General features: G+C 65.1%; 24 protein-coding genes and 5 pseudogenes. 20 read left to right on the forward strand and 9 right to left on the reverse strand.

From position 1 onward, the window contains the following. Positions 1–52 precede the first annotated feature (52 nt). The 12 genes and pseudogenes from JOF55_RS18780 to JOF55_RS18830 all read left to right on the forward strand — a co-directional run. On the forward strand, positions 53–979 hold the full coding sequence (locus tag JOF55_RS18780; RefSeq protein ID WP_310276003.1) for a LysR family transcriptional regulator: 927 nt from the start codon (positions 53–55) through the stop codon (positions 977–979). A gap of 89 nt (positions 980–1,068) precedes the next feature. Next, positions 1,069–2,367 (forward strand): flavin-containing monooxygenase, encoded by a 1,299-nt coding sequence (locus JOF55_RS18785; RefSeq protein WP_310276004.1) that lies wholly within the window; start codon positions 1,069–1,071, stop codon positions 2,365–2,367. 42 nt (positions 2,368–2,409) lie between these two features. Beyond that, a complete protein-coding gene (locus JOF55_RS18790) occupies positions 2,410–2,886 on the forward strand; it encodes a RidA family protein (RefSeq protein ID WP_310276006.1) in 477 nt (158 codons plus the stop codon). Then, the gene (locus JOF55_RS18795) at positions 2,883–3,560 is read left to right on the forward strand and encodes a DUF1028 domain-containing protein (protein WP_310276008.1); all 678 of its coding nucleotides are present in this window, start codon (positions 2,883–2,885) and stop codon (positions 3,558–3,560) included. The genes JOF55_RS18790 and JOF55_RS18795 overlap by 4 nt, the downstream gene beginning before the upstream one ends. 28 nt (positions 3,561–3,588) lie before the next feature. Continuing rightward, positions 3,589–4,740 carry a M20 family metallopeptidase gene (locus tag JOF55_RS18800; RefSeq protein ID WP_310276011.1) on the forward strand — a complete coding sequence of 384 codons (1,152 nt, stop codon included), beginning with the start codon at positions 3,589–3,591 and terminating at the stop codon, positions 4,738–4,740. Positions 4,741–4,967: 227 nt separating this feature from the next. After that, positions 4,968–6,404: an aspartate ammonia-lyase gene (locus JOF55_RS18805; protein WP_310276012.1), complete on the forward strand. Its 1,437-nt coding sequence runs from the start codon at positions 4,968–4,970 to the stop codon at positions 6,402–6,404. Positions 6,405–6,560: 156 nt separating this feature from the next. Beyond that, positions 6,561–8,876 carry an FdhF/YdeP family oxidoreductase gene (locus JOF55_RS18810; protein ID WP_310276014.1) on the forward strand — a complete coding sequence of 772 codons (2,316 nt, stop codon included), beginning with the start codon at positions 6,561–6,563 and terminating at the stop codon, positions 8,874–8,876. Between the two features lie 274 nt (positions 8,877–9,150). Continuing rightward, on the forward strand, positions 9,151–10,509 hold the full coding sequence (locus tag JOF55_RS18815; protein WP_310276016.1) for an MFS transporter: 1,359 nt from the start codon (positions 9,151–9,153) through the stop codon (positions 10,507–10,509). A gap of 555 nt (positions 10,510–11,064) precedes the next feature. Then, a complete protein-coding gene (locus JOF55_RS18820; protein ID WP_310276018.1) occupies positions 11,065–11,904 on the forward strand; it encodes a lipase family protein in 840 nt (279 codons plus the stop codon). Between the two features lie 134 nt (positions 11,905–12,038). Further along, positions 12,039–12,326, forward strand: coding sequence for a transposase (locus JOF55_RS18825; protein ID WP_310276020.1), 288 nt, complete (start codon positions 12,039–12,041; stop codon positions 12,324–12,326). Further along, a pseudogene (locus tag JOF55_RS24530) lies at positions 12,310–13,179 on the forward strand (IS3 family transposase); the annotation flags it as partial. The gene JOF55_RS18825 and the pseudogene JOF55_RS24530, both read left to right, overlap by 17 nt. A gap of 111 nt (positions 13,180–13,290) precedes the next feature. Continuing rightward, a pseudogene (locus JOF55_RS18830) lies at positions 13,291–13,492 on the forward strand (IS110 family transposase); the annotation flags it as partial. 157 nt (positions 13,493–13,649) lie between these two features. Here the strand turns inward: JOF55_RS18830 and JOF55_RS24535 are convergent. From JOF55_RS24535 to JOF55_RS18840, 3 genes and pseudogenes are all read right to left on the reverse strand, one after another. Further along, a pseudogene (locus JOF55_RS24535) lies at positions 13,650–13,796 on the reverse strand (ATP-binding cassette domain-containing protein); the annotation flags it as partial. Beyond that, the gene (locus JOF55_RS18835) at positions 13,796–14,149 is read right to left on the reverse strand and encodes a DUF1048 domain-containing protein (RefSeq protein WP_310276022.1); all 354 of its coding nucleotides are present in this window, start codon (positions 14,147–14,149) and stop codon (positions 13,796–13,798) included. The pseudogene JOF55_RS24535 and the gene JOF55_RS18835, both read right to left, overlap by 1 nt. 2 nt (positions 14,150–14,151) lie before the next feature. Then, positions 14,152–14,481: a PadR family transcriptional regulator gene (locus JOF55_RS18840; RefSeq protein WP_310276023.1), complete on the reverse strand. Its 330-nt coding sequence runs from the start codon at positions 14,479–14,481 to the stop codon at positions 14,152–14,154. Between the two features lie 129 nt (positions 14,482–14,610). Between JOF55_RS18840 and JOF55_RS18845 the strand changes: the two are divergent. Next, a pseudogene (locus JOF55_RS18845) lies at positions 14,611–14,760 on the forward strand (winged helix-turn-helix domain-containing protein); the annotation flags it as partial. A 26-nt stretch (positions 14,761–14,786) separates the two neighbouring features. On the opposite strand, the pseudogene JOF55_RS24540 reads toward JOF55_RS18845, so the two are convergent. Both JOF55_RS24540 and JOF55_RS18850 read right to left on the reverse strand, forming a co-directional pair. Then, positions 14,787–14,942, reverse strand: a pseudogene (locus JOF55_RS24540) (IS3 family transposase); the annotation flags it as partial. A 377-nt stretch (positions 14,943–15,319) separates the two neighbouring features. After that, positions 15,320–15,586, reverse strand: a complete 267-nt coding sequence (locus tag JOF55_RS18850; protein ID WP_310276026.1) for a hypothetical protein — start codon at positions 15,584–15,586, stop codon at positions 15,320–15,322. 203 nt (positions 15,587–15,789) lie between these two features. Between JOF55_RS18850 and JOF55_RS18855 the strand changes: the two genes are divergently transcribed. From JOF55_RS18855 to JOF55_RS18880, 6 genes are read left to right on the forward strand one after another with little or no spacing between them, the layout of a single operon-like run. Beyond that, on the forward strand, positions 15,790–16,092 hold the full coding sequence (locus JOF55_RS18855; protein ID WP_310276028.1) for an urease subunit gamma: 303 nt from the start codon (positions 15,790–15,792) through the stop codon (positions 16,090–16,092). Further along, positions 16,089–16,559: an urease subunit beta gene (locus JOF55_RS18860; protein ID WP_310276029.1), complete on the forward strand. Its 471-nt coding sequence runs from the start codon at positions 16,089–16,091 to the stop codon at positions 16,557–16,559. The genes JOF55_RS18855 and JOF55_RS18860 overlap by 4 nt, the downstream gene beginning before the upstream one ends. Beyond that, positions 16,556–18,265 carry an urease subunit alpha gene (locus JOF55_RS18865; protein ID WP_310276031.1) on the forward strand — a complete coding sequence of 570 codons (1,710 nt, stop codon included), beginning with the start codon at positions 16,556–16,558 and terminating at the stop codon, positions 18,263–18,265. The genes JOF55_RS18860 and JOF55_RS18865 overlap by 4 nt, the downstream gene beginning before the upstream one ends. An 11-nt stretch (positions 18,266–18,276) precedes the next feature. Next, positions 18,277–18,945 (forward strand): urease accessory protein UreF, encoded by a 669-nt coding sequence (locus JOF55_RS18870; RefSeq protein WP_310276033.1) that lies wholly within the window; start codon positions 18,277–18,279, stop codon positions 18,943–18,945. Beyond that, a complete protein-coding gene (gene ureG, locus JOF55_RS18875; protein ID WP_310276035.1) occupies positions 18,938–19,648 on the forward strand; it encodes an urease accessory protein UreG in 711 nt (236 codons plus the stop codon). The genes JOF55_RS18870 and ureG overlap by 8 nt, the downstream gene beginning before the upstream one ends. Continuing rightward, positions 19,648–20,427, forward strand: coding sequence for an urease accessory protein UreD (locus JOF55_RS18880; protein WP_310276037.1), 780 nt, complete (start codon positions 19,648–19,650; stop codon positions 20,425–20,427). The genes ureG and JOF55_RS18880 overlap by 1 nt, the downstream gene beginning before the upstream one ends. A gap of 234 nt (positions 20,428–20,661) precedes the next feature. On the opposite strand, the gene JOF55_RS18885 is transcribed toward JOF55_RS18880, so the two are convergent. Then, positions 20,662–21,993 carry an MFS transporter gene (locus JOF55_RS18885; RefSeq protein WP_310276039.1) on the reverse strand — a complete coding sequence of 444 codons (1,332 nt, stop codon included), beginning with the start codon at positions 21,991–21,993 and terminating at the stop codon, positions 20,662–20,664. 67 nt (positions 21,994–22,060) lie between these two features. Here JOF55_RS18885 and JOF55_RS18890 point away from each other — a divergent pair, with 67 nt between their 5' ends. After that, positions 22,061–22,240: a hypothetical protein gene (locus JOF55_RS18890; RefSeq protein ID WP_310276041.1), complete on the forward strand. Its 180-nt coding sequence runs from the start codon at positions 22,061–22,063 to the stop codon at positions 22,238–22,240. Here the strand turns inward: JOF55_RS18890 and hpaD are convergent. Genes hpaD through dapA form a run of 3 tightly spaced genes read right to left on the reverse strand, consistent with a single transcriptional unit; the run spans position 22,237 to position 25,750 of the window. Continuing rightward, positions 22,237–23,292 (reverse strand): 3,4-dihydroxyphenylacetate 2,3-dioxygenase, encoded by a 1,056-nt coding sequence (hpaD, locus tag JOF55_RS18895; protein ID WP_310276043.1) that lies wholly within the window; start codon positions 23,290–23,292, stop codon positions 22,237–22,239. The two genes, JOF55_RS18890 and hpaD, sit on opposite strands and share 4 nt — an antisense overlap. Before the next feature lie 17 nt (positions 23,293–23,309). Then, positions 23,310–24,812, reverse strand: a complete 1,503-nt coding sequence (gene hpaE / locus JOF55_RS18900; protein WP_310276044.1) for a 5-carboxymethyl-2-hydroxymuconate semialdehyde dehydrogenase — start codon at positions 24,810–24,812, stop codon at positions 23,310–23,312. Beyond that, complete coding sequence (gene dapA, locus JOF55_RS18905; protein WP_310276046.1) at positions 24,809–25,750, reverse strand: 4-hydroxy-tetrahydrodipicolinate synthase; 942 nt, start codon at positions 25,748–25,750, stop codon at positions 24,809–24,811. The genes hpaE and dapA overlap by 4 nt, the downstream gene beginning before the upstream one ends. Positions 25,751–25,753 lie beyond the last annotated feature (3 nt).

Raw genomic sequence — 25,753 nt, forward strand, 5'->3', positions numbered from 1 at the left:
CCGGTGCCCACGAGATTCACCATGTCGAAAACCAGAGAACCGAGGTGATCGCATGTCGGCAGAGCCACAGTTCACGATGGTCCAGTTGCGGTACTTCGCCGCCGCGGCGCAGCTGGGAAGCATGACTGCGGCGGCCAAGCACATGGTGGTCTCGCAGTCGGCCATCTCGACCGCGGTCGCGCAGTTGGAGCGCGAGCTCGGCGTCCAGTTGCTCATTCGACGGCACGCACAGGGTCTTGCCCTGACCAAGGCAGGGGAGCGGTTCCTGCAGGAGTTGCGCGGCTTCCTCTCCCATGCCGGGGAGTTGGCCGACGTCGCTCGCGGCCTCGGAGCCTCCCTGGTCGGCGAAGTCACCGTCGGCTGTTTTCAGACGCTGGCGCCGTTCTACCTGCCGACCCTGCTCACCGCCTTCGCCAACGAGCACCCGGCGGTGCGCGTGTCGGTCCTGGAGGGCCAGACCGAGGAACTGCAGCAGGCGCTGTTGTCGGGTGCCTGTGAGATCGCGCTGCTCTACGACCTCGATCTCGACGACGCCCTCGAGCGCGAGGTGCTGACCGTGGCACCGCCGTACGTCATCGTGCCCGCGGATCATCCGCTTCGAGAGGCCTCCGGAGTGCGACTCGCGGATCTCGCGGGAGAGCCCATGGTGATGCTCGACCTCCCCCACAGCCGGGAGTACTTCCGGTCGCTGGCGCTGCGCACGAATGTCGAGCCGGTGGTGCGGTATCGGACGTCGAGCTACGAAACGGTGCGCTCCCTGGTGGCCGCCGGGCACGGTTACGCGATCCTCAACCAGCAACCCCACCACGACGTCACCTACGACGGTGGCCGGATCGTTCGCCTGGCGCTGCTGGACGATGTTCCCCCGCTGCCGGTGGTGCTCGCTCGCGTCACGGGAATTCGATCCACCGTCCGCGCCCAGGCATTCGCCGCACTCTGCCGTGCCCAGCTGGGGTCATCTGAAAAAACGATGGATTAATCCAAAAACATTTGTTTTACAGATGACTCGGATGTCTCCAAACTCGGAGCCGACCGACAAACCAAACCACGGGAGCGGAAAGGTTTGACATGTCGCATCACGAGACCGAGGTCCTCGTCGTCGGCGCAGGACAGGCCGGCGTGGCCATGAGCGAACACCTGGGCTCACGCGGAATCCCGCACCTGGTGCTGGAGCGGGATCGAATCGCCGAGCGCTGGCGCACGGGACGCTGGGATTCCCTCGTGGCGAACGGGCCGGCGTGGCACGATCGCTTCCCGGGACTCCTGTTCGCCGACGTCGATCCCGATGGTTTCGCGTCGAAGGATCAGGTTGCGGACTACTTCGTCGCTTACGCGGAGAAGATCGACGCGCCGATTCGGTGCGGCGTGGACGTGCAGCGCGTGCAGAAGAACGTCGGACGCCCCGGCTTCCACGTGGAGACGTCGGACGGGACCATCGACGCACGCCACGTCGTGGCGGCGACCGGGCCGTTCCAGAAGCCGGTCATCCCCCCGGTCGTTCCCGAGGACGCGAACGTGGTCCAGATCCACTCCAGCTCCTACCGCAACCCGGAGCAGCTGCCCGAGGGCGCCGTCCTCGTGGTCGGGGCGGGATCGTCGGGCGTTCAGATCGCGGACGAGCTGCAGAAGTCCGGCCGGAAGGTCTACCTGTCGGTCGGTCCGCACGACCGACCCCCGCGGCGGTACAGGGGGCGCGACTTCTGCTGGTGGCTCGGAGTGCTCAACAAGTGGGAAGCGGTGGCGCCTCCCCGTGGAGCGGAGCACGTCACGATTGCGGTCAGCGGAGCACACGGTGGTCAGACCGTCGACTTCCGGGCTCTCGCGGACAACGGCATCACCCTCGTCGGCATGACCCATGCGTTCGAGAACGGCCGGATGCAGTTCGCATCGGACCTGCGCGACAACATCGCCAACGGTGATGCCAACTACCTGACGCTGCTCGACGAAGCCGACGACTACGTCGCCCGCAACGGACTCGACCTACCCCAGGAACCGGAGGCCCGCATCTTCGGGCCGGACCCGGAATGCCTGGTCGACCCGCTCTCCGAGCTCGACCTCGCGAGCGCCGGAGTCACCTCGATCGTCTGGGCGACGGGCTTCGTCTCCGACTACAGCTGGTTGCAGGTCGATGCCTTCGACGACAACGGTAAGCCGCAGCACACACGCGGCGTGTCCTCCGAGCCCGGGATCTACTTCCTCGGGCTGCCCTGGCAGTCGCGACGCGGATCGAGCTTCATCTGGGGGGTCTGGCACGACGCCGCGTACGTGGCCGAGCACATCACGATCCAGCGCAGCTATCTCGCCCACCACAACGTCGGCAGCTCGCTCGGCCCACGCCGGCTGACCACCGCTACCTCCCCATCTTGACCAGGACGCCGAGCCCACCGTCACCACGACCGGAGCAACCTGATGCCGACCCACACCCGCATCCGTCCGTTCAACACCCGCGATACCTACCCTGAGCAGAGTCTCGACAACGACCTGGCACAAGCCGTCGTGGCCGGTGACACCGTGTACCTGCGCGGCCAGATCGGTCAGGACCTCGACACGCGGGACAGCGTCGGCATCGGCGACGTCACCGCTCAGACCGAACAAGCCATGGGCAACATCGCGATGCTGCTGTCCGAATGCGGCAGCAAACTCGACGAGATCGTCAAGATTACCGTGTATCTCACCGACATCCGCTACCGCGAGGACGTCTACCGCGTCATGGGCCGCTGGTTGTCGGGCGTGCACTACGTATCCACCGGCCTCGTCGTCGACGCCCTGGCCCGTCCGGAATGGCTCGTGGAGCTCGACGCCGTGGCCGTGATCCCGGCCGAACGAACCACCGAGGCCGCCGAACAGCGGCAGCGCAAAGCCGCCGAGCGAGGGGAGCAACTGTGACCTTTTCGATTACCGCACGGTGCCGCCGTACCGGAGCCTTGGGAGTGGCGATCAGCTCGTCGAGTCCGGCGGTGGCCTCGCGATGCGCCTACGTCTCGCCCACGGTCGGAGCCGTGTGCTCGCAGAACGTGACCGATCCTCGACTGGGGCCGCGCCTGCTGGGACTGCTGGAGCTGGGAGTGTCGGCGCAGCAGGCCGTCGATCAGGTGACCCGCTCGGAAACCGACATTGCTTATCGGCAACTCGCGGCTGTCGGCGCGTCAGGAATCCCGGCCGTGTACTCGGGAGACCATGCGCTCGGCACCTTCGGGTCGGCAACCGGAAACGACAGTGTCGCCGCAGGCAACATGCTGACCTCCACGAAAGTGCTGGACTCCATGGTCGAGGACTTCGAAACCGATGAGCATCCCACCATGGCTCGTCGTTTGCTGGCAGCTCTGAGTGCGGGACTGGCTGCCGGGGGCGAGGAGGGACCGGTGCATTCGGCCGGTCTGCTGGTGGCGCACACCGCACCGTGGCCGGTCGTCGATCTGCGGATCGACTGGACCGAAGGCGATCCGATCACGGAACTCGAGAGGTTGCTCGACGTGTGGGAGCCGCAGCAGGACGACTACGTCCAGCGCGGTCTGCATCCTTCGGCGGCGCCCGGCTACGGCGTACCCGGTGACCTGTGAAGCTTTCGGTTTCCCACTCAGGAGAACGATGAACATCCACGATGCCATTGACAGCGCGGTGAGCAGCGCCGAATCAGAGGTCGTCGGTCTCAGTCACCGCGTCCATGCCCATCCGGAACTCGCATGGGAGGAAGAGCGCAGCTCGCAGTGGGTTGCTGCTGCGTTGGACGACCTCGGATACGACGTGCAGCACGGGATCTGCGGGTTGCCCACGGCTCTGCGGGGTCGAATCGGTTCGGGACCGTTGCACATCGGGATTTGTGCCGAGTACGACGCGTTGCCCGAACTCGGCCATGCGTGCGGCCACAACATGATCGCCGCCTCGGCTGTCGGGGCGGCTGCCGGCCTGGCTCGGGTCGCCGATGACGCCGGGCTGACCGTCTCCATCGTGGGAACACCGGCCGAGGAGGGCGGTGGCGGAAAGATCACCCTGCTGGAGCGCGGGGCGTTCAATGGCCTGCACGCGGCGATGATGGTGCATCCCGGACCGGTCGATGTTGCCGAGGCCGCACCGTTCGCGGTATCACACTCGGCGATCCGATATCGGGGCAAGGCGGCTCATGCCGCGGCCTATCCCGAACACGGGGTCAACGCCGCGGATGCCTTCACGGTGGCCCAGGTCGCCATTGGTCTGCTGCGTCAACACCTTCCGAACACCACCCGAGTGCACGGCGTACAGACCCGAGGCGGTGAAGCACCGAACGCCATTCCCGAGACGACCGAAGGACGCTGGTATGTGCGCGCGAACAATCTCGACGAACTGGCCGAAGTAGAGCCACGCGTACTGCGGTGTTTCGAAGCAGGCGCCCATGCCACCGGGTGCGAACTCGAGATCGAGGCCGAAAGCGCCCCGTACTCGGAATTCCACAACGACCTCGACGTGCTGGCCGCCTACCGGCGCAATGCCGAAGCCCGCGGCCGTCGATTCTCCGATGAGGACGCCTCCTCCCGAATGAATACGGCGTCGACGGACATGGGCAACGTGTCCCGCGTCCTACCGGCGATCCATCCCTACATCGGTATCGACTCGCTGCCCGCGGTCAATCATCAAAAGGAGTTCGCCGCACACTGCATCACCCCGGCGGCCGACCGGGCTGTTCTCGACGCCGCCACGGCCATGGCTCAGACCGCCGTCGACGTCGCGGCGGACCCTGCGTTGGTGGAGAGGTTGACGCTGTGAACGCCGAGGAGACAGTGAATTTGTGTGCCGAAGACACGGAAATATTCGCCCACGCATTCGGAGCATCCCAGGTCACGAGGAAGACTGAAGCATCATACGTCGTGTATGAGCATCCGATCCTGCCGGATGCCCATCCATCCGGCGATTTTCTCGCACGTGGTGCATGCGGAACCACTCAACCGGAAAACGATTGTGTGGCCTGAGTGTGGGAAGCGGAGAGAAGTGTGATGAGTGGACGTAACGAGCACGACCTTCTCGGGGACTTCGAGGTTCCCGACGATGTGTACTACGGTGTCCACACGGCGCGAGCACTGGAGAACTTTCCGATCAGTGGGATGCCCATCGCGTCGTGGCCCGATCTCGTTGCCGCGCTGGCGTGCGTCAAGCAAGCGGCGGCACTGGCAAACCGTGACTTGGGGCTCCTGCCGGAGAGCAAAGCCGATGCCATCGTGAAGGCATGTGACGACATCCGTACCGGGTGGGGACATGACCAGTTCGTCGTCGACGTGATCCAGGGCGGTGCCGGCACGTCGACCAATATGAATGCCAACGAGGTCATCGCCAATCGTGCGTTGGAGTTGTTGGGGCACGATCTCGGCGACTACCGGTATCTGCACCCACTGGAGGAGGTCAACCTCGGGCAGTCGACCAACGACGTGTACCCCACTGCGGCGCGAGTCGCGCTGCAGTGGTCGATCCGGCGATTGCTCTCCGCAGTGCAGATGGTGAGGGAGGCATTCGCGGCGAAAGGTGTCGAGTTCGCCGCCGTGACGAAGATCGGTCGAACCCAGCTGCAGGACGCTGTGCCGATGACGCTCGGACAGGAGTTCGATGCGTTCGCTTCCCTGATCGAGAAGGATCGCCGGCGTCTGCTGGAATCTCGAGCATCACTGGCCGAAGTCAATCTGGGCGGTACTGCCATCGGGACCGGGCTCAACGCTCACCCCGACTACGCGACGTTGGCTTGCGGGCACCTGGCGAAGATCACCGGGCTCGACGTGCAATCGGATGCCAATCCCGTCGCGGCGACCCAGGACACCAGCTGCTTCGTGCAGATTTCCACAGCCTTGAAGCGGTTTGTCGTGAATCTGTCCAAGATGTGCAATGATCTCCGACTACTGTCCTCAGGACCGCGCGCAGGTCTCGGAGAGATCGCGCTGCCTGCTGTGCAGGCGGGATCAAGCATTATGCCGGGCAAGGTCAACCCGGTCATCCCCGAGGTCGTCAACCAGGTCGCGTTCGAGGTGATCGGCCAGGACACGACCATCACAATGGCTGCCGAGGCCGGACAGCTGCAGCTCAACGCCTTTGAACCGATCATCGTGCACAGCCTGTTCACGGGTATGGCGCGCCTGACCGCCGCGTGTAACGTACTCGCCAAGCGTTCTATTGCCGGTATCACCGCTGAGGCGGACTCGCTGCGAGCCTCCGTGGAGCATTCCATCAGTCTGATCACCGCAGTCAACCAACAGATCGGATACACCGAAGCGACTGCGATCGCCCAGGAAGCTCTCGCCACCAACCGTGGTGTTGTGGAAATCATCGCCGAACGCGGTCTGCTCAGTCCGGACGAGCTCACCGAATTGCTCGACCCCAACCGGATTACCGGTGTCGCTGTCGGCACAGCCCGTGCAGCGGGCGCGGAAGGATCGAGAGCGCGCTGAGCTCGGTCCGGCCGCGATACACGGCACGGTGCCGGTCCTGCAACAGCGGCCGCGATTGCCTCGGACTTTGTCCGTCAGTCGGTTTGATCAGGGCAGAGCCGGATTCGGCACTTGTCGTGCTCAATTTTTCGCACGCCCCCAGATAAGGAGCGTCCGGTGGTACGAAAGAAACCCGGGGAAGACATCGACGAGCGTTCCCTGACGGTCACAGACCCGAAACGGGCCGCGGCCGGTATCCAGGGTGTGCTGACTTCGTTGCAGCGTAGCGTGCAACAGATGGGCGTGGCCCGGTCGGCGAAAGCACTGCCGCTGCTCAACCAGAGCGCAGGTTTCGACTGCCCCGGTTGTGCTTGGCCGGATCCTCGTGCGGCCGACGGGGACAAGCGTAAGATGGCCGAGTTCTGTGAGAACGGTGCCAAAGCCGTCGCCGAGGAAGCCACCACGCGCACGATTGGTCCGGAGTTCTTCGCAGAGCACCCGGTTTCCGAGCTTGCGCAGCGGACCGACTATTGGTTGGGCCAACAGGGCAGAATCACGCATCCGATGATCCTGCGGGAAGGCGAAGACCACTATCAGGCGATCAGTTGGGACGAGGCGTTCGAAGTCGTCGCCGATGAGCTGAACCGGCTGGACAGTCCGGAAGAGGCGGCTTTCTACACCTCGGGACGCACCAGCAACGAGGCCGCGTTCCTCTACCAGTTGATGGTTCGGTCCTTCGGTACGAACAATCTTCCGGACTGCTCGAACATGTGCCACGAATCCTCGGGCGCAGCGCTGAACGAAACGATCGGCATCGGTAAGGGATCGGTGTCGTTGACCGATATCGAGCACGCCGACCTGGTGCTGGTGGTGGGGCAAAATCCCGGTACCAACCATCCCCGCATGCTGTCGTCGCTGGAAAAGGTCAAACGACGAAGCGGCCGAGTTGTGGCGGTCAACCCGCTACCGGAAACCGGGCTGATGGAGTTCAAGAACCCCCAGAACCTGCGTGGTCTGGTCGGTGACGGCACCTCGTTGGCCGACGAGTTCGCCCAGATACGTGTCGGAGGCGACTTGGCACTGTTCAAAGCTCTGGCAGCGCTGATCCTGCAGGCCGAGGAGACAGCACCGGGCACAGTGCTCGATCACGACTTCCTCCGGCGATACACACACGGCTTCACCGAGTTCGCCCGGCAAGCCAGGCACATCGACTGGGATGATGTCGAGGACTCCACCGGGTTGCCCCGGGCACAGGTCGAGCGGATCGCGACGATGCTCGTGAACTCCGAACGCACTGTCGTGTGCTGGGCAATGGGACTGACTCAGCACAAACAGGCCGTTCCGACGATCCGCGAGGTCGTCAACGTCCTGCTGCTACGCGGCATGATCGGCAAGTCCGGAGCAGGCGTCTGCCCCGTGCGCGGGCACTCCAATGTCCAAGGGGATCGAACCATGGGCATCTGGGAAAAAATGCCCGAGACGTTCCTGGCCGCGTTGGAGGGCGAGTTCGGGATTTCCGCGCCCCGCAGGCACGGTTTCGACACCATCGAGACCCTCCGAGCCATGCATCGCGGCCAGTGTCGGGCTTTCGTTGCCATGGGCGGCAACTTCCTTGCCGCCACGCCGGATACCACCGCCACGGAGACAGCCCTGCGTGGCTGCGAACTCACCGTGCAGATCTCGACCAAACTCAACCGATCGCACCTCGTACCGGGACGAACCGCGCTGATCCTCCCCACGCTCGGCCGGACCGAACGGGACACGCAGGGTACGGGGGACCAGTTCGTGACCGTCGAGGACTCCATGTCCGTCGTGCACGCATCCAGTGGGCGCCTGCAGCCGGCCTCGCCACATTTGTTGTCCGAGGTGGCCATCGTTTCAAGGCTGGCCCGCGGACTCCTCGGCCCCGATCATCCCGTGAGTTGGGAAAGCTTCGAACGCGACTACGACCGCGTCCGAGAACACATCGCCCATGTCGTGCCCGGCTGCGAAAACTACAACCAACGGGTTCGACACGCAGACGGGTTTGTGCTCCCCCACCCACCTCGAGACACCCGCACCTTTCCCACGGACACGGGCAAGGCCAACTTCACGGTCAACATTCCGGATCCGATCCATGTCCCCGACGGTCGGCTGTTGCTGCAGACACTCCGCAGCCATGATCAGTACAACACGACCATCTACGGTCTCTCCGACCGATACCGGGGTATCGAGGGTGGGCGAAGGATCATCATGGTCAACACCGCCGACATTGCCGAGTTCGGTTTTCACGACGGTGACGTGGTCGACGTGGTCTCGGAGTGGCGCGACGGCGGGAGAGTCGTCGAGGAGCGCCGCGCCGAAGCTTTCCGCCTTGTTGCCTACTCCACGCCCCGAGGCTGTGCGGCGGCCTACTATCCCGAAACCAACCCGCTCGTGCCGCTCGACGCGGTAGCCGACACATCCAATACTCCCACCTCCAAAGCCATCATCGTGCGCCTGGAACGCGTGTAGCGGGTGGATGGGCGGCAGCGTCGGGACAGACACCTTTCCACGCGAGACCGAACGAACTCGTTGGCCGTAGAACCCGAGCCTGACGGGAGGCGAGGTCCCCGATGACGAACACTTCGTCCTCTCAAAGCACCTGTCCGCCCATGTGACTGTATCGGATTTTTTGATGCATTGCGCCAAAATAATCACTTTGTAAGAACCCCGGTGACGGGCTTAACTTGGCTTCCTATCGAGGCACCGCGGCCAGGGCAGATCGGGCCGACGTCAAGGAGCGCTCATGGACTCACAGCAGCAAGCAGCAGTAGGGGTGGACCCGCCCGTCGTGAAACGCAGCATCGTCGCAGGTGCGATCGGGGTGCTGGTGCACTGGTTCGACTGGGCCATCTACGCTTACATGTCGACGACCATTGCCACCATCTTCTTCCCGGCGCAGGACCCGACTGCCGGACTCCTGTCGGTATTCGCGGTCTTCGCCGTTTCCTTCGCCATCCGGCCAATCGGATCGCTGATCTTCGGACCGCTGGGCGACCGGATCGGCAGGCGTAAGACGCTCTCGATCGTCATCGTGACGATGACTGCTGCCACTTTACTGGTTGGATTACTGCCGGGTTACGAATCCATCGGCATCCTCGCCCCCATCCTGCTCATCGTCGCTCGGTTACTTCAAGGACTGGCCGCAGGCGGCGAGTTCGGAAGTGCTGCGACCTTCCTCGCCGAGTTCTCCCCACGCAAGCACCGAGGATTCGGAGTCAGTTGGCTGGAGGTCGGCAGCCTGCTCGGGTTCCTTGTCGCCTCGTTGACGGTGTTCGTGCTCAGCACTGTTCTCAACTCGGAGGCGATCGCCGCGTGGGGCTGGCGGATCCCCTTCCTCCTCGCCGCGCCGTTGGGCGTCATCGGGTTCTACATCCGGCAAAAGATCGAGGACACCCCCGACTTTCAGGCCCTGCAGGAAAACGACAATGTTGCCGAGACCCCGTTGCGAGACCTGTTCACCGGCAGTTGGCGGCAGTTTCTCCAGATGTGCGGGATCGAGGTGATGATGCATGTGACCTTCTACATCGTGCTGGTGTACCTGCTCACCTACCAAGCACAGCATCTGGAGCTGTCGTCGAGTAACGCTGCCATGGCCTCGACGGTCACGTCGCTGGTCGCACTCGTCCTCGTACCGCTGTTCGGTGCGCTGTCCGATCGGGTGGGCCGGAAACCGCTACTGATCGGCTCCGGGATCGCCCTGATGGCAGGCGGCTACCCGCTCTTCATGCTCATGGAGGGTGGCAGCTTGGTGAGCGTACTTATGTCGCAGATCGGACTGGGCGCCATTCTGGCACTCATCCTCGGGACCCATGCGGTGTCGATCGCCGAGATCTTCCCCACGCGAGTGCGCCAGGGCGGGCTTTCGATCGGGTACAACCTCACCGCAGCAGTCTTCGCAGGAACCGTCCCGTACCTGATGACATACTTGATCGATGAGACGGGCAACGTGTTTGTTCCGGCGTTCTACCTGATGCTCGTCGGCGCAGTCGGGCTCGTCGCAGCTCTCACGCTCCGGGAGACAGTGGGCAAGAACCTGCTCACTTCGCAGGATGTTCCGAAGAACACGACAGCGGAGGATCCGGCGTCGGCGCAGCGAACCTGACCTCCCGCGACAGCCTCCGTCGAGAATGTCCGGGGCACACCGCGGGCGGCGACTTCGCGCACCATGGGCGGAACCGGCGCGATGCCGATTCCGCCCGCGACGAGTAGATACCGTGCGGCCGATTCGAACTGGAAGTTGTTGCGTGGCCTGCGGACCGCGAGATCATCACCCGGATGGACTGCTTCGTGCATGAACCGCGAGCCCCTCGGCTCTCGGGTTCCCGGAGCACCGCGATGCGCCATCGATCCGACTGGCCCGGCTCACCGCACAGCGAGTATCGCCGGACCAATCCGTCGGCAAGTACCACGTCCACGTGCGCGCCTGGTGCCGCTACCGGTGGGACACCCGAGCCCGCAAATGACCATGAACAACGCCAATCCGCGCTTGGTTGCCGAGTTGATTTAGCCCTTCAGGATGAAGTATTTCGACCCCCGGCGGGTTGCCGGGTGCGCCGCACCTCGGTTATGGGATGTTCCATCCGCGGCCTGCGGAGCCGACCGCACGGCGGCAAGTCGAATAATGTTCGTGTTAATTCCGATCCGACGGAGGGCTATCGTGGCCGTTTCCCCGATCGATCACCTGACCACCGACTATCAAATCCAACACGCCTACTGGCTGTGCATGGCCTCGAAACTGGCTTATTCCGATGAGCCCGAGATTGCAGCCGAGATTCAAGAGTGGGGATTCGACCGGTTCCGGTTCTTCCGCTCCAAGCACGAGATGCCATTTCCGATCCAGGACACCCAAGCGTTCACGATCGCCAGCGACAACATGATCATCACGGCGTTCCGCGGGACGGAGCCGACCAACATCGCCGACTGGCTCAGTGATGCCAACACCCCCGCCGCTCCCGGACCGTCCGGCAGGGGAATGATCCACGTTGGTTTTGATCACGCGTTGACCTCGGTGTATCCGGAGGTCCGGGACTGCATCAAGGAGTTCCGCACCAACGAGCAGAGCTTGTGGTTCACCGGACACAGCCTCGGCGGGGCGCTGGCGATGCTGGCAGCGGCCCGGTTGTACTTCGAGGACGCGAGCCTGCTTTCCAACGGGGTCTACACGTTCGGGCAGCCGCGTACCTGTGACCGGACGATGGCGGATGCCTACGACGAGGCCTTCAAGTCGCGCCACTTCCGCTTCGTCAACAACAACGACATCGTCCCGCAAGTACCGCCGGAGCCGGTCTTTCAGCATGTGGAGACCGAACGGTACCTCGACTCGGACGGGAACCTCCGCGAGGACACCTCGTTTTTCGGCAATGCGATGGACAGGTTCAAAGGGGCTGCCGGAGACGCGCTCACCCTGAGTCCCGACCTGAACAACCTGGGTCCCGATACGCTCAGCGACCACTTCATCAACAATTACGTGACGAACATGGAAAAGAACGTCACCTGATGAGGAAGAGGTACCGCTCCAGCTCTGCTCGAGACAGTTTCTCGAGCAATCGGGCATAGGCGAGTACAGAGGGGGAGGCGGCCCTGACCTTCCCCCGCTGTACCGGGCACTCGAGTTGATTGGAGAGTGTCCGCGTGACCGAAGGGCAACGGCGAACCCGTCGGAAGTTCTCGGCGGAGTTCAAGCGAGATGCCGTGGAGCTGGTGCTGACCGGCGGCAAGTCGGTGGCCGAGGCCGCCCGGGACCTGGGCATCTATGATTCGACCCTGGGCAACTGGGTCAAGCAGGCCCGCATCGACCGCGGCCAGCAAGAGGGCTTGAGTACCGAGGAACGGGCTCGTTTGAAAGAGCTGGAGCAGGAAAACGCGAAGCTGCGCATGGAGCGTGACCTGCTCAAACGAGCTCATGAGCCTTCTGGGTGAGGGAGTCGACCGAGTGACCCGCTACCGCTTCGTCGACTCCCAGAAGGCCGACGGCTTCCCGGTAGCGGCCGCCTGCCGAGCCGCCGGGGTGTCGACCTCGGCCTACTACGACTGGCGACGAGTCCAGGCCAGTGCACCGAGCCCTTCGCAGCAGGCCGAGGCCGATCTGCTCACCGAGATCCGCACCGTGCACGAAGCCTCCGGTGGTACCTACGGCTCACCCCGGGTGCATGCCGAACTGCGCCACCGAGGCTGGGTGGTCAACCACAAGCGCGTGGAACGGTTGATGCGCATCCACGACCTCGTCGGTGTCCACCCGCGTAAGCGGGTGCGCACCACAGTTCCCGCAGACCAACCGGAACCCGCCCCGGACCTGCCCGGGCGGGACTTCACACCCGGGATCGCGGACCAGCGCTGGGCCGGCGACATCACCTACATCCCCACCGACGAGGGCTGGTTGTACCTGGCCGCCGTCCTCGATGCCGGCTCGCGCCGGGTGCTGGGCTATGCCATGGCCAGCCACCTGCGCACCGGCCTCGTCGCCGACTGCCTGGACACCGCGGTAGCCACTCGCGGTGGTGACGTCGCCGGAGTCATCTTCCACAGCGACAGGGGGGTCAGTACACCAGTGCCCAGTTCGCCCAGCACTGCCGCGAACTGGACATCCACCGTTCACTCGGGCGCACCGGGATCTGCTGGGACAACGCCATCGTGGAGTCGTTTTTCTCCGGCCCTGAAACGAGAACTCGTGCACCGACACCGCTTCACCACCCGAGCCCAGGCACGCCAGGCCATCTTCGTCCGGATCCAGACCTGGTACAACCGCAGACGACTGCACTCCGCCCCTGGGCTATGCCAGCCCCGAGCAATGGGAACAGCAGGAACTACCCCGAGCCGCATAAACACGTGTCCGGCCAACAGGGGGAAGGTCACCTGCACAAACGAACAGGTTGAGGAGTACGGAGTGAACGTGTACTGCGGCATCGACCGGGCCGAACGGCCACCACGACATCGCCCTGATCGACGAGACTGGCACGCTGCTGGCCAAGCGGCGGATCATCGACGACGCGGCCGGATTCCGGGGGTTGCTGGAGCTGCTCGCCGAGCACGGCGACACCCCCGAGGACCCGATACCGGTCGCCATCGAGACAAGCCATGGCCTGCTGGCGCACCGGCCGACCCTATCAGCTCCGCGACCTCAACGGTCACGAAGTCACCCCCACCCAGGCACGAGCGATCATCACTGAGCACTACACGGTCTCGGCCGAGACCTGACGACAGCGGCGAACACTCACCGTCGGCCACCACCTCAAAACGGGGACAGGTGGTCTTGCCTGCCCCGTTCGAGCCGAGCAACGCGAAGATGCTGCCTCGTGCCACGTCGAAGTCGACGTCGCGCAGCACGGGCAGATCTTTGTACGACTTCTCCAGACCCTGCACGTGGATTGCCTGGTCCTGCTGGGCCGCCATCAGATCACTCCCTCGTCCTCGATTGCCCGCGCGATCCCACGGAGCAGGCGCTTCCGTTCCTCGTCGGGGACATATCCGCCCTTCGTGTAGTTCTGGACAAACGTCTCGACGAACTCCACCGGGTCGTCCCCGACGATCTCGCGGATCGGCGTTTCATCCGAGGCGGCCTGTTCGAACAGCTCCGCAAGGTCCTCGAACTCCGAGACCGCACTGTCGTCGTCGGTCGGCACGAAATACATCAGGTACCGTTCGATCGCCTCGACCGCCGTGCGGTAGTTCTCGGGAAGCTGCTTGACGCGCGCCTTGTACTGCCGGTAGCGGCGCTTGTCGTGGAGCATCTTCGAGATGAGCATGGTTATTTGCCTCCTTCGCGGAGCTGTTCCAGGCGTTCGGACAGGAAGCTCCAGGCCTTCCAGAACTCGTCGAGGTATTCCCGCCCTTGAGCGTTGAGGGAATACACCTTGCGCGGCGGACCCTTCTCCGACGGGACCTTCTCCACGTCGACGAGGCCCCGCTGCTCGACCCTGACGAGCAGCGCGTAGACGGTGCCCTCCGCGATGTCGGAGAAGCCCTGCTCCCGCAGCCACGCGGTGATCTCGTAGCCGTACGCGGGCTGACCGGCCAGGATCGCCAGGACGACCCCTTCCAGCGTGCCCTTGAGCATCTCCGTCGTCTGCTTACCCACGGCAACACCCCTCCGTCTACTCAATGTCATTGAGTACCGGTAGATAGTAGCACTGAATAGCGCAGCGGCAAGCCCCCGCGGCGACGGAGGCATCGGCCTCTTGGCCGCATGGGGGCCGAGCTGCGGGAACGGCTGAAGGCAGCTTTGGAGCGCAGTCCGCTGGTGCATGGCTGGGATGAGGGGCAGGGCTGGACCCTGGTGGGGAGCAAGGCGCTGATCGGACGGATGTTCCACGTCGGCTACACCGTCCAGGGCGTGTGGAAGCTGCTGCGCCGGCACAGGTCAGCCCTTTGATGAAGACTGTTTTAGCTGGTTTCCAGCGGTGCGATAGCCAGGTTGGCCAACGCGTGTAGTGCTTCGTGCTCGGCGGGTGGGGTGTGGCCGCGCTCACCGTGCAGGCGGCGGTTGTCGAACCAGTCGATGTAATCTGTGACCGCGATCTCGAGCTCGTCGATGTCGTGCCAGGGCCCCTTGTTACGGACGAGTTGGCCTTGTACAGCGTGTTGAGCGACTCCGCCGGGGCGGCTGACTCAGCAGGCCGACGGTGACTTGGCCGCCGAACAGGAGGAGGCCGTCTCGCAGTGGAGTCTGGATGCGTTGACCGAGGCGGTCCGGGCCGAGGGCATTGGCGTCAGGACGTAGCCACATCCGCCGGATCCTGTTGACTGAAGGAGTGCGCTGGCGCAAGCCCCGCTCCTGGGCGGCGAGCACGGATGCGGAGTTCGCCCCACAAGGAACCGCATCGTCGGGCTCCATACGCAGCCGTCGGCCGGGGCCACGGTGATCTGCGCCGACGAGCTCGGACCCGTCGTGCCCCGCACGCTCGGGCTCCCGCCGGTCAGACCTTCGCCGACAGCGCCGAGATCGAGCAGGCCACACGGCAAGCCACCACACCGCCGTCGCGGGCGGACTTCGTCTCCACCGCGAAAAAAGCGCAGAACCAAAGGGACTTAGCTGCAGCTTTCTTTCTTGGAGGGATTTTTCGGGAAAAAATTTCGACTCGGTCGAATGCTTCACGAGAAGCATCGATATGTGCATGACCGGACACTTTTCGGGAACTTTTTCGGGTAGCGTCTCCCGGCTGGCCGATTGTGTTCGACACCACCAATTCATCGTGTCCGCGAGCGAGTCCGGTGCAGGAGTGCACCGAACGGAATTTCTCGCGACCATCACGCTGCAATCTTGCCTTTGACCAGGTATTTCGAGCTTCGCTGCGAGCAAGCGGACGTGTGGGGCACCTCGTCGTGCGCGGACCGAGGTGTGGCATTACAGTTCGATTCGAGCGAGTTTGTGACGCGAGGTGTTCCCATGTATCTCACTCCGTCGGACACGGAGAAGTTGCTGTTGAGCGTTGCGGGCATGGTCGCCCGGGATCGGCGGGAGCGCGGCGTCCGCCTCAACCATCCGGAGGCGACGGCTTTGTTGTCGTGCTGGGCGATGGAGCGAGCTCGTGAAGGATCCTCGGTCGATCACCTCATGAGCGAGGGGCGACGCATTCTTACGCGCGATGACGTGATGGAGGGGGTTGCAGAAATGATCTCCGACGTACAGGTGGAGGCGACATTTCCCGATGGGCGCAAGCTCGTCACGATCACGGAACCGATCCAATGATCCCCGGTGAGGTACGCGTCCGGGAATCCCCGTTGACGTTGAATTCCGGCCGCGAACGGCGCTCACTCGTGGTGGTCAACGACGGAGACCGGCCGATTCAGATCGGGTCTCACCTGCACTTTCCCGATGCCAATCCGGCCTTGAGCTTCGACCGCGATGCGGTGCAGGGCTTCCGGCTGGACGCGCCTGCCGGGACGTCGGTGCGGTTCGAGCCGGGAGTGAGCCGGACGGTGGAGCTGGTGGCGCTCGGGGGGAACCAGCATGTTCCCGGCCTGCGGATCCGCGAACGGAGCATGCCGGCCCATGCGCGGGAGCCGAGGACGATCGTTCCGTTCGGCACGCCCGGAGCCGAACCCGCACATCCGGTCACGGCCTCGCCACCTGCGCGGGCAAGGGTCACCGACGAGGCGCTGCACGACGACAGCACGGGACAGTCCGACCAGCCGCAACGGGAGGAGGGGCAGTGAGCCGGATCAACCGCCGGGAGTACGCCAAGTTGTACGGCCCGACAGCCGGTGATCAGGTGCGTCTCGGGGACACCGACCTGTGGATCGAAGTCGAGCAGGACCTGTGCGCCGGGGGCGACGAGGCCGTTTTCGGCGGTGGCAAGAGCATTCGCGAGTCGGCGGCACAGGGTATCTCCACGCGGGAGCAAGGAGCCCTGGATCTGGTCATCACCAACGTGATCGTGCTCGATCACTGGGGAATCGTGCGTGGCGACGTCGGCGTCCGCGGTGGGCGCATCGTCGCCATCGGCAAGGCCGGAAATCCGGACACCATGGATGACGTCCATCCCGAGCTGCACATCGGACCGGGCACGGACGTCATCGCCGGGGACCGCAAAATTCTCACGGCGGGTGCCGTCGACACCCACGTGCACCTGCTCACCAAGGCCGAGATGGCCGAAGCGCTGGCCACCGGTACCACGACCGTCGTCGGCGGTGGCACCGGACCCACCGAAGGATCGAAGGCCACGACCGTGACCCCCGGGACCTGGTCGTTGACCATGATGCATCGGGCACTGGATCACATACCGCTCAACATCATCCTGTTCGGCAAGGGCAGCACGGTCAGCGCGGACGGCCTTGCCGAACAGGCACTGGCCGGCGCCGGCGGTTACAAGGTGCACGAGGATTGGGGTGCGACCCCGGCGGCCATCGACGCGTCGCTGCGCGCCGCCGACGAGTTCGGCCTGCAGGTCGCCCTGCACGCCGATAGCCTCAACGAGACGGGCTACGTGCAGCACACGATCGACGCGATCGCCGGGCGCGGCATCCACGCGTTCCACTCCGAAGGTGCCGGTGGCGGGCACGCTCCCGACATCATCGTCGTGGCCGGTGAACCCAATGTGCTGCCCGCCTCGACCAACCCGACGCTGCCGCACACGGTCAACACCGCCACCGAGCACCTGGACATGCTGCTGGTGTGTCACCACCTGAATCCGCAGGTGCCCGAAGACTTGGCGTTCGCCGAATCCCGCATCCGGCCGACGACGATGGCCGCCGAGGACATCCTGCACGACATCGGGGCGATGTCGATCACCTCCTCCGATGCGCAGGCCATGGGACGCATCGGTGAGCTCGTGTGCCGCACCTGGCAAGTGGCGCACGTGATGAAGGCGCAACGCGGGTCGTTGGGCTCGTCGCTGCCCGCGGACAACGAGCGCGCTCGGCGCTATGTCGCCAAGTACTCGATCTGTCCGGCGGTCGCGCACGGCATCGATCACGAGGTGGGGTCGGTGGAGCCCGGCAAACTGGCCGATCTCGTGCTGTGGGACCCGGCTTTCTTCGGCATCCGGCCGTTCACCGTGATCAAGGGTGGTGCTGCGGTGTGGGGAGCGCTGGGCGATCCCAACGCGACGATTCCCACCCCGCAGCCGGTACTCATGCGTCCGGCGTTGCCGGAAGGACCCTCGTCGGCGCCGCATCTGTCGACGAGTTTCGTGGCCCAAGCCGCGCTGGACGACGGGCTGGCCGAACGCCTCGGCCTGCGCCGCAGGCTCGCGGCGGTACGGGACACCCGCGAGGTGACCAAGGCCGACATGCCGAACAATGCGGCCCTGCCCCGGCTCGACGTGGATCCGGAAACCTTCGCGATCAGTATCGACGGTGACCCGGTCCAGCCGAACCCGGCCGAGACGGTGCCGCTCGCACAGCGCTACACATTCTTCTGAGCGGACAGACGATGGACTCTCAGCTGGGAGCTCTGCTGCTTGCCGACGCTCGTCTACCCACCGGCGGGCACGCGCATTCCGCAGGCCTCGAACCGGCACTGGCGGCCGGTCTCAGGCCCGACGAGGTACCCGAGTACCTGCACTGCCGGCTGCGGTCGGTGACCCTGATCGATGCCGCGGCATCGGTGCTGGCCCTGCGCGCGGCCCGGGCCCGGCCGATCCGCCTCGGGTCGATCCACGACGCGGTGCTGGCCCGGACACCGACCGAGCCGATGCGCGAGGCCTCCGGCTTGCTCGGACGGGGCCTGGCTCGCCTCGCATCGCGGTGGTGGCCCGAGCACGCAGCAGTGGTGGCACTGGCCGAGCTCGGGCCGCGACCACAACGCCCGCTGGCGCTCGGCGTGGTGGCGGCGGCGATGGGCCTGGACGAGCAGCAGGTCGCGCGCGCCTGCCTCTACGAGGACGCTCAGTCGGTGGCCGCGGCCGCACTCAAGCTGCTGCCCGTCGATCCGACCGATGCCGCCTGGTGGGTCCTGGACGCGGCCGGTGTCATCCAGGAATCGGTCACCCGCGCCGTCGACGTCACCGGCACCACCGACTTGCCCGCTGTCACCGCGCCGCTGATCGAGCACGGCGCGCTGCAGCACGCAACCCGATCGAGAAGGATTTTCGTTGCCTGACCACGACCACACCGATGCCACCGTTGCCTCCCGGCCGCTGCGGCTGGGAATCGCGGGACCGGTCGGCACCGGCAAGAGCACGCTGATCGGCACTCTCTGCCGACGGCTGTCCGACCACCTGAACCTCGCGGTGGTCACCAATGACATCTACACCGATGAGGACGCGCGCATGCTCCGCTCGGCCGGTGTCCTGCCGGTGGAGCGGATCCGGGCGGTGGAAACCGGCGCCTGCCCGCACACCGCCATCCGCGATGATGTGACCGCCAATCTCATCGCCGCCGAGGACCTCGAGCGCGAATTCGAACCGCTGGACATGGTGCTCGTCGAAAGCGGTGGCGACAACCTCACCGCGACCTTCAGCCCGGCCCTGGCCGACGCGCAGATCTTCTGCATCGACGTCGCCGGTGGCGGCGACGTCGCTCGCAAGGGTGGCCCCGGCATCGAACGGGCCGACCTGCTCGTGATCAACAAGACCGATCTCGCCGCCCACGTGGACGTGGACGTCACCCGGATGGTCACCGACGCACGCGCGGTGCGGGCGGAACTGCCGGTTCTGGCACTGTCCCGGACGGACTCCGCGTCCATCGACGAGCTCGTCGGCTGGATACACGAACTCGTGTCCGCACACCGCAGTGGGGCGCACACCGCCCAGGACCCGGGGCCCATGGCGCCGCACGCCCATCCCCACGCCCACCAGCACTGATGAGTCCCGCGACAACCACGGTGGCGGTCGAACTCGTCGGTGACAGGGCACAGGCGGCGGCCCTGGACGGCGGTGACTACCTACGCCCCCGTCTGCTGAGCATCGACGGCCCGTACGTGCGCATAGCGCTCATCGGGGTGTGCGGGATGCTTCTCGCCGGAGACGAGGTCGGTGTGCACATCGAGATAGGACACGGTGTGCAGCTCGAGATCATCGAACCGGCCGGCATGGTCGCCTACGACGCCCGAGGCGGCCGTGCCGGCTGGACGGCCACCGCTCGCGTCGCCTCCGGTGGTGTGCTCGTGTGGCGCGGCGCCCCCTTCGTCGTCTCCGGCGGCGCTGACGTGCGGCGCCACACCGAACTCAGCCTCGAGGAAGGGGCCAGGGCACTGCTGGGCGAGACCCTGGTGCTCGGTCGCAGCGGCGAAGACAGTGGGCGCCTGCACGCGACACTTCGAGCCTCCCACGCCGAGCGTGAGCTCCTGACCGACGAGCTCGACCTGCGTTCCTCCGCGCTGCGCTCGGCCCCCGGCATTCTCGGCAACGCTCGTGTCCTCACCACCGCAGCCCTGCTCGGCGTCGGCGGCCCCGCTCCGGCAGCTGTCCACGAAACCCGCCTCGCCGGTCCCGGCTGCCTTGCACGGGCGCTCGCACAACACGCCCACGAAGCAGACGCGGCCCTGGAGGCCACATGGAGCCGGTGGCGCCACCACGCCGAGCACACCACATCGGACCGGACTCGGAATCACCTCCCCGAACTCGACGGCGATCGTAGTTGATTCCTCGACTCATGACGGTGGAAAGCGCTCAGTATTTCCATGGATGTCTCGTCGCCAGGGACGTGCCCCGTGCCCTGGTGACTTTCCGAACCTGGTGGTGGATCGACTCGATCGCATTCGCGGTGCGGATGATCTTGCGCAGTTCCGGTGGGCAGTCCGGAAGAGGAGTGAAGTTGTTCCAGGTCCGGTGCGCGGATCGGCTGAGCCGCTCCGCGCACCGGACGCCGTGGCGTGCTATGTCCGTTCGGGCACTGGCTCGTGCTCCGGCTCCGGCGCATCGCCCAGCGTCCTGCCGGAGTGGTCCTTGATCAGGAATGTCGCGGCGAGACCGATCACCGTCAGCACCGCCAGGTACATCCCGACGGTGTGGACATTGCCGGTGCTGGACTGCAGCGCCTGCGCGATCGTCGGAGCGAACGCGCCACCGAGTACCGCGCCGAGCGCGTAGGAGATCGCTGCGCCGCTGTAGCGAACCTTGGTCGGATACATCTCGGCGTACAGGGCCGACTGTGGACCGTAGCTCAGGCCCAGACCCACGCTGAACAGCACGAGGGCGAGCATCAGCAGCCAGAAGTTCGCCGCATTGATCAGTGCGAAGAACGGGAACATCCATGCAAGCTGGAACATGAAGCCGATCTTGTAGGTGCGGAGGCGCCCGATCCGGTCGGAGAGCCAGCCGCCGAGCAGTGTCGTGCACAGCCATGCGATGGCCGCGAACATCACCGCGATCAGCACCGGAGAGCTGGCCATGCCGAGTACCTCGGTCGAGTAGCTTTGCACATAGCCACCCGTGGTCATGTACCCCGCTGCGTTGTTGGCCGCGAACACCAGTGCGCCGAGCAGGACCAGCTTCCAGTGGTGTTTGAACAGCGGCACGATGGGAAGCCCCGACTGCTCGCGGCTTTGGCGAACCTCCTCGAACACGGGGCTTTCCGCCACTCGGACGCGGATTACGGTTCCGATACCGATCAGCACTGCGCTGAGCAGGAACGGGATCCGCCAGCCCCATGCGAGGAACTGCTCCGCGGTGGTCACCGCGGTCACCACCGCCAGGACGCCGTTCGCCAGCAGCAGCCCGATCGGCACCCCGATCTGCGGGAAGGAGCCGAAGAAACCGCGCCGCGTCGTCGGTGCGTGCTCCACGGCGAGCAGGGCGGCACCGCCCCACTCGCCGCCTGCGGAAAGGCCCTGCAGGATGCGCAGCATCAACAGGATGATGGGGGCTGCGACACCGATCGCGGCTGTGGAAGGTACGAGTCCCATCAGTACGGTGGCCCCGCCCATCAGCACCAGCGTCAGGATGAGCATCGCCCTGCGGCCGAGTCGATCACCGAGGTGACCTGCGATAACCGCACCAAGTGGGCGGAAGAGGAAGCTGATCCCGACCGTGGCGAAGGAAAGGATCAGGGCGTCGCCACCGAGTGCACCGAAAAACTCGGTACTGAATACCAGCCCGGCGCAGATCGCGTAGATAAAAAAGTCGTACCACTCGATGGTGGTGCCGACCATTGTCGCCAGTATGACGCGCCGTTTTTCCTTGCCGATGGCGTGGCTTTTCTGTGTCATTGTCGCCTCATAGTCCGTCGGCGATAAATCGGATACGTTTCTGATTATTGGACGAACCATGTGAGCGATGCAACAGTTGGAGTATAACGCTTTTGATCTGATGGATCTTCGTCTGGAGATGTGGATGTGCACGCAGGCAGGAATCCTCTCGGGGCCGGGAGAACGGCGCTTTCCCGGTAAGGTGCCGACCATGCACCTTGCCGGGAAATACCGATATTATGCAGCCGACCTGCGTGCCGCCAACTAGACTTGCTCTCCTATCTTGAAAGGGTGCCGCTCGTTGTTTTCCGTGGAAACCGAGAAGCCATCGGCGCCGACCGAAACGAGTGCCTCGCGTTTTTCGGGCGAGGTGACCGGCACCTGTTTGCCGTCGAGGTCGAGTGCGGTGGAGGCTTCGTAGTACCACGAGTCGACGACGCTGTGTCCCCAGAACGAGCGGCGCCGGTTGTCGTGCACGTCCCAGCGTTGTACCGGATTGTCCGGGTCGCCGGTGTAGTAATCGCTGGTGTAGATTTCGATGCGATGCCCGTCCGGGTCGCGTAGGTAGAGATAGAAGGCGTTGGACACGCCGTGCCTGCCGGGCCCGCGTTCGATGTGGTGTTCCCGACCCAGCGCACCGAGTACATCGCAGGTGTGCAGGATCTGGTGTCGCTCCTGGGTGGCGAAGGCGACATGGTGCAGCCGGGGGCCGTCGCCACCGGTCAGCGCGATGTCGTGCACGGTCTGCTTGCGAAACATCCAGGCCGCGTAGAGGTTGTCCGCGCCGTCCTCGATGGTTTCCGATACGCCGAAGCCGAGCCCCCGGTAGTAGGCGTGGGCTGCTTTGACATCGGGCACGGCAACGTTGAAGTGGTCCAGCCGGGAGATCGCGTTCGCGCCGTGCACGTCGTATCGCTGGGTGAACCGCTCGGTGTGCTCGGCATCGTAGAAGAACTCGACGGGAAAACCGATCGGGTCCTGTACCCGAACGGCCTCGCCGATTCCCCGGCACGTCCCTGCGGGAACTCGGCGCGTGTCGACTCCGAGTTCGCGGAAGTAGCGTTCGGCCACGTCCAATTCCGCATTGCTGCGCACCCGGTATCCGAGCCGGGCAAGTGCCGGTGTGGTTCCCCGACGCAGTACGAGGCTGTGGTGCAGGTACTCCTCGTAGGCCCGCAGGTGGATGGCCTCGTCGTCCTCGGCGGTGACCAGCAGTCCGAGAAGGTCCACGTAGAACCATCGGGCTGCTGCCAGATCGGTGACGATGAACTCGGCATAGGCTGCACGGAGCACATCCGGCGGTGGCTGGGTAACGGCCATGGCTGTATCTCCTTGACTCAGGCCCCGAATCGGGGAGTGTGCACATCACCGGTCGCGACGTGCACGACCTGCTCGTGGGTGTAGAAGTCGATGCTGCGGTGCCCGCCCTCGTGGCCGACGCCGCTGCTCTTGATTCCGCCGAACGGAGTCCGCAGGTCGCGGATATTGTGCGAGTTCAACCAGACCATGCCTGCTTCGATGGCGCCTGCGACACGGTGACCACGCCTGAGGTCGTTGGTCCAGACGTATCCCGCGAGCCCGTAGGAGACGTCGTTGGCGAGGCTGACCGCTTCCTCTTCGGTCTCGAACGGTGTCAACGCCACCACGGGCCCGAAGATCTCCTCCTGGAAGATCCGTGCGTCGCGGCCGACGTCGGCGAACACGGTGGGGGAGAGGTAGTTGCCCTCCGGCAGGTGCGCGGGGCGCTCACCGCCCGCCAGCAGCCGTGCCTCGGACTTGCCGATCTCGACATAGCCGCACACGCGTTCGTAGTGCTCAGGGTGCACGAGCGCACCCACTTCGGTGGCGGGTTCCTGTGGCGGGCCGACGACGATGCTCTTGGCGCGCTCGGCAAAGCGGGCACAGAACTCGTCGTAGATCGAGCGCTGTACCAGCACGCGCGAGCCCGCGGTGCACCGCTCGCCGTTGAGCGAGAACACTCCGAAGAGGGCCGAGTCGAGTGCCGCCTCGAAGTCGGCGTCGTCGAAGATCACGACGGGGGATTTCCCACCGAGCTCCATCGACAGTGCCTTGAGGTTGTCCGCGGCACCGCGCATGATCTCCGAGCCGGTCGTGGTCTCGCCGGTGAACGAGATCAGCGGCACCTTGGGATGCTGCACAAGCGCCCGGCCTGCCTCCTCGCCGAAGCCACCGACGAGGTTGAACACCCCGTCCGGCAGCCCCGCCTCGGTGAAGATCTCCGCCCACAGGCTCGCAGACAGGGGCGTGAACTCGGCGGGTTTGAGCACCACGGAGCAGCCGGAGGCCAGTGCCGGGGCCAGCTTCCAACTTTCCAGCATGAACGGCGTGTTCCACGGGGTGATCAGCCCCGCGACGCCGATCGGCTTGCGCAGCACGTAGTTCAGCTGGGTTCCGGGTACCGAGTAGGCGTCCTCGTGCAGGGCCACGATCACGTCGGCGAAGAACCGGAAGTTCTCCGCGGCTCGGCGGGCCTGCCCCTTGGCCAGGGTGATCGGCAGCCCGGTGTCGAAGCACTCCATTTCGGCGAGGCGTTCCTGCTGGGCCTCGACGGCATCGGCGATGGCGTAGAGCACCGTTGCTCGCTGCCTGCCGGTCATCCGCGCCCACGGACCGTCGGTGAACGCCTGGTGTGCTGCGGTCACAGCCCGGTCGATGTCCTCGGCCCGTCCGGCTGCCGCCGTGGCGTAGGGCTTGTTGCTGACGGGGTCGGCCACGTCGAACACTGCCCCGGAAAGACTGTCGACTTCCGCGCCGCCGATGAAGTGGTACAGCTTGTCCGGCAGATCCGCCGGACGGTGCGGTTGCGTCGGCGTTGTCACGATGATGCTCCTTGCACGGTTGTTGGGGAGAGCAGGTCCTCACCGTCGGCGAGTAGCTGCTTGATTCGATCCCGGCCCGGCTCGGTGGGCGTGATCAGCGGGGGACGCACATGCGCGGAGGAGATCAATCCACGTTGGGCCAGGACCCACTTCGCGGGTGCCGGGTTGGTTTCGACGAAGGTGAGATCGACGAGTGGGTGCAGTCGGTAGTGCAGATCCCGTGCCCGGCTGAAGTTGCCTTCGGACCACGCGTTGTACATGTCGGCGATCGCGCCGGGTGCGAAGTTCGCCGTCGCGGAGACGAACCCGACGCCACCGAGCGCCAGCAGCGGCAGGCACAGCAGCTCGATGCCGGACCACACCATCAAGTCCTGTCCGCATTCCGCGATCACGCGGGAGAAGTGCTCGAAGTCCTTTGTGGTTTCCTTGATTCCGACGAGGTTGTCGAAGTCGCGGTAGAGCCTGCCGACCGTTTCCGGTGCGATGTCCACGGCGGTGCGTCCCGGCACGTTGTAGATCACCAGTGGCAGGTCGGGGAATTCCCGTGCCACGGTGGCATACCATTGATACAGCGCTTCCTGGGTGGGCCGCGCGTAGTACGGGGTGATGATCAGGCACGCGTCCGCCCCGGCCTCGCGCGCGATTCCCGTCAACTCCAGGGTCTCGTCCATCTTGGCCGATCCGGTACCCGGCAGGAACGGCACCCGGTCGCCGATCTCGTCAGCGGCGGCGCGGATCGCCTCGGCGCGTTCGGAGACGGTTTGTGCGCCGGGCTCGCCGGTTGAACCGCCGATGGAGATGCCGTGTGAGCCGTGGGCAAGTTGCCACCGGATCAGATTGCGCAGGCTCGGGATGTCCAGGGCGCCGTCGTCGGTGAACGGAGTGATCACCGGCCCGATGGAACCCGTGATCCGTCTGGGGTCGTTGCGAAACTTCACTGG

The sequence above is a fragment of the Haloactinomyces albus genome (assembly GCF_031458135.1).
Taxonomy (GTDB): domain Bacteria; phylum Actinomycetota; class Actinomycetes; order Mycobacteriales; family Pseudonocardiaceae; genus Haloactinomyces; species Haloactinomyces albus.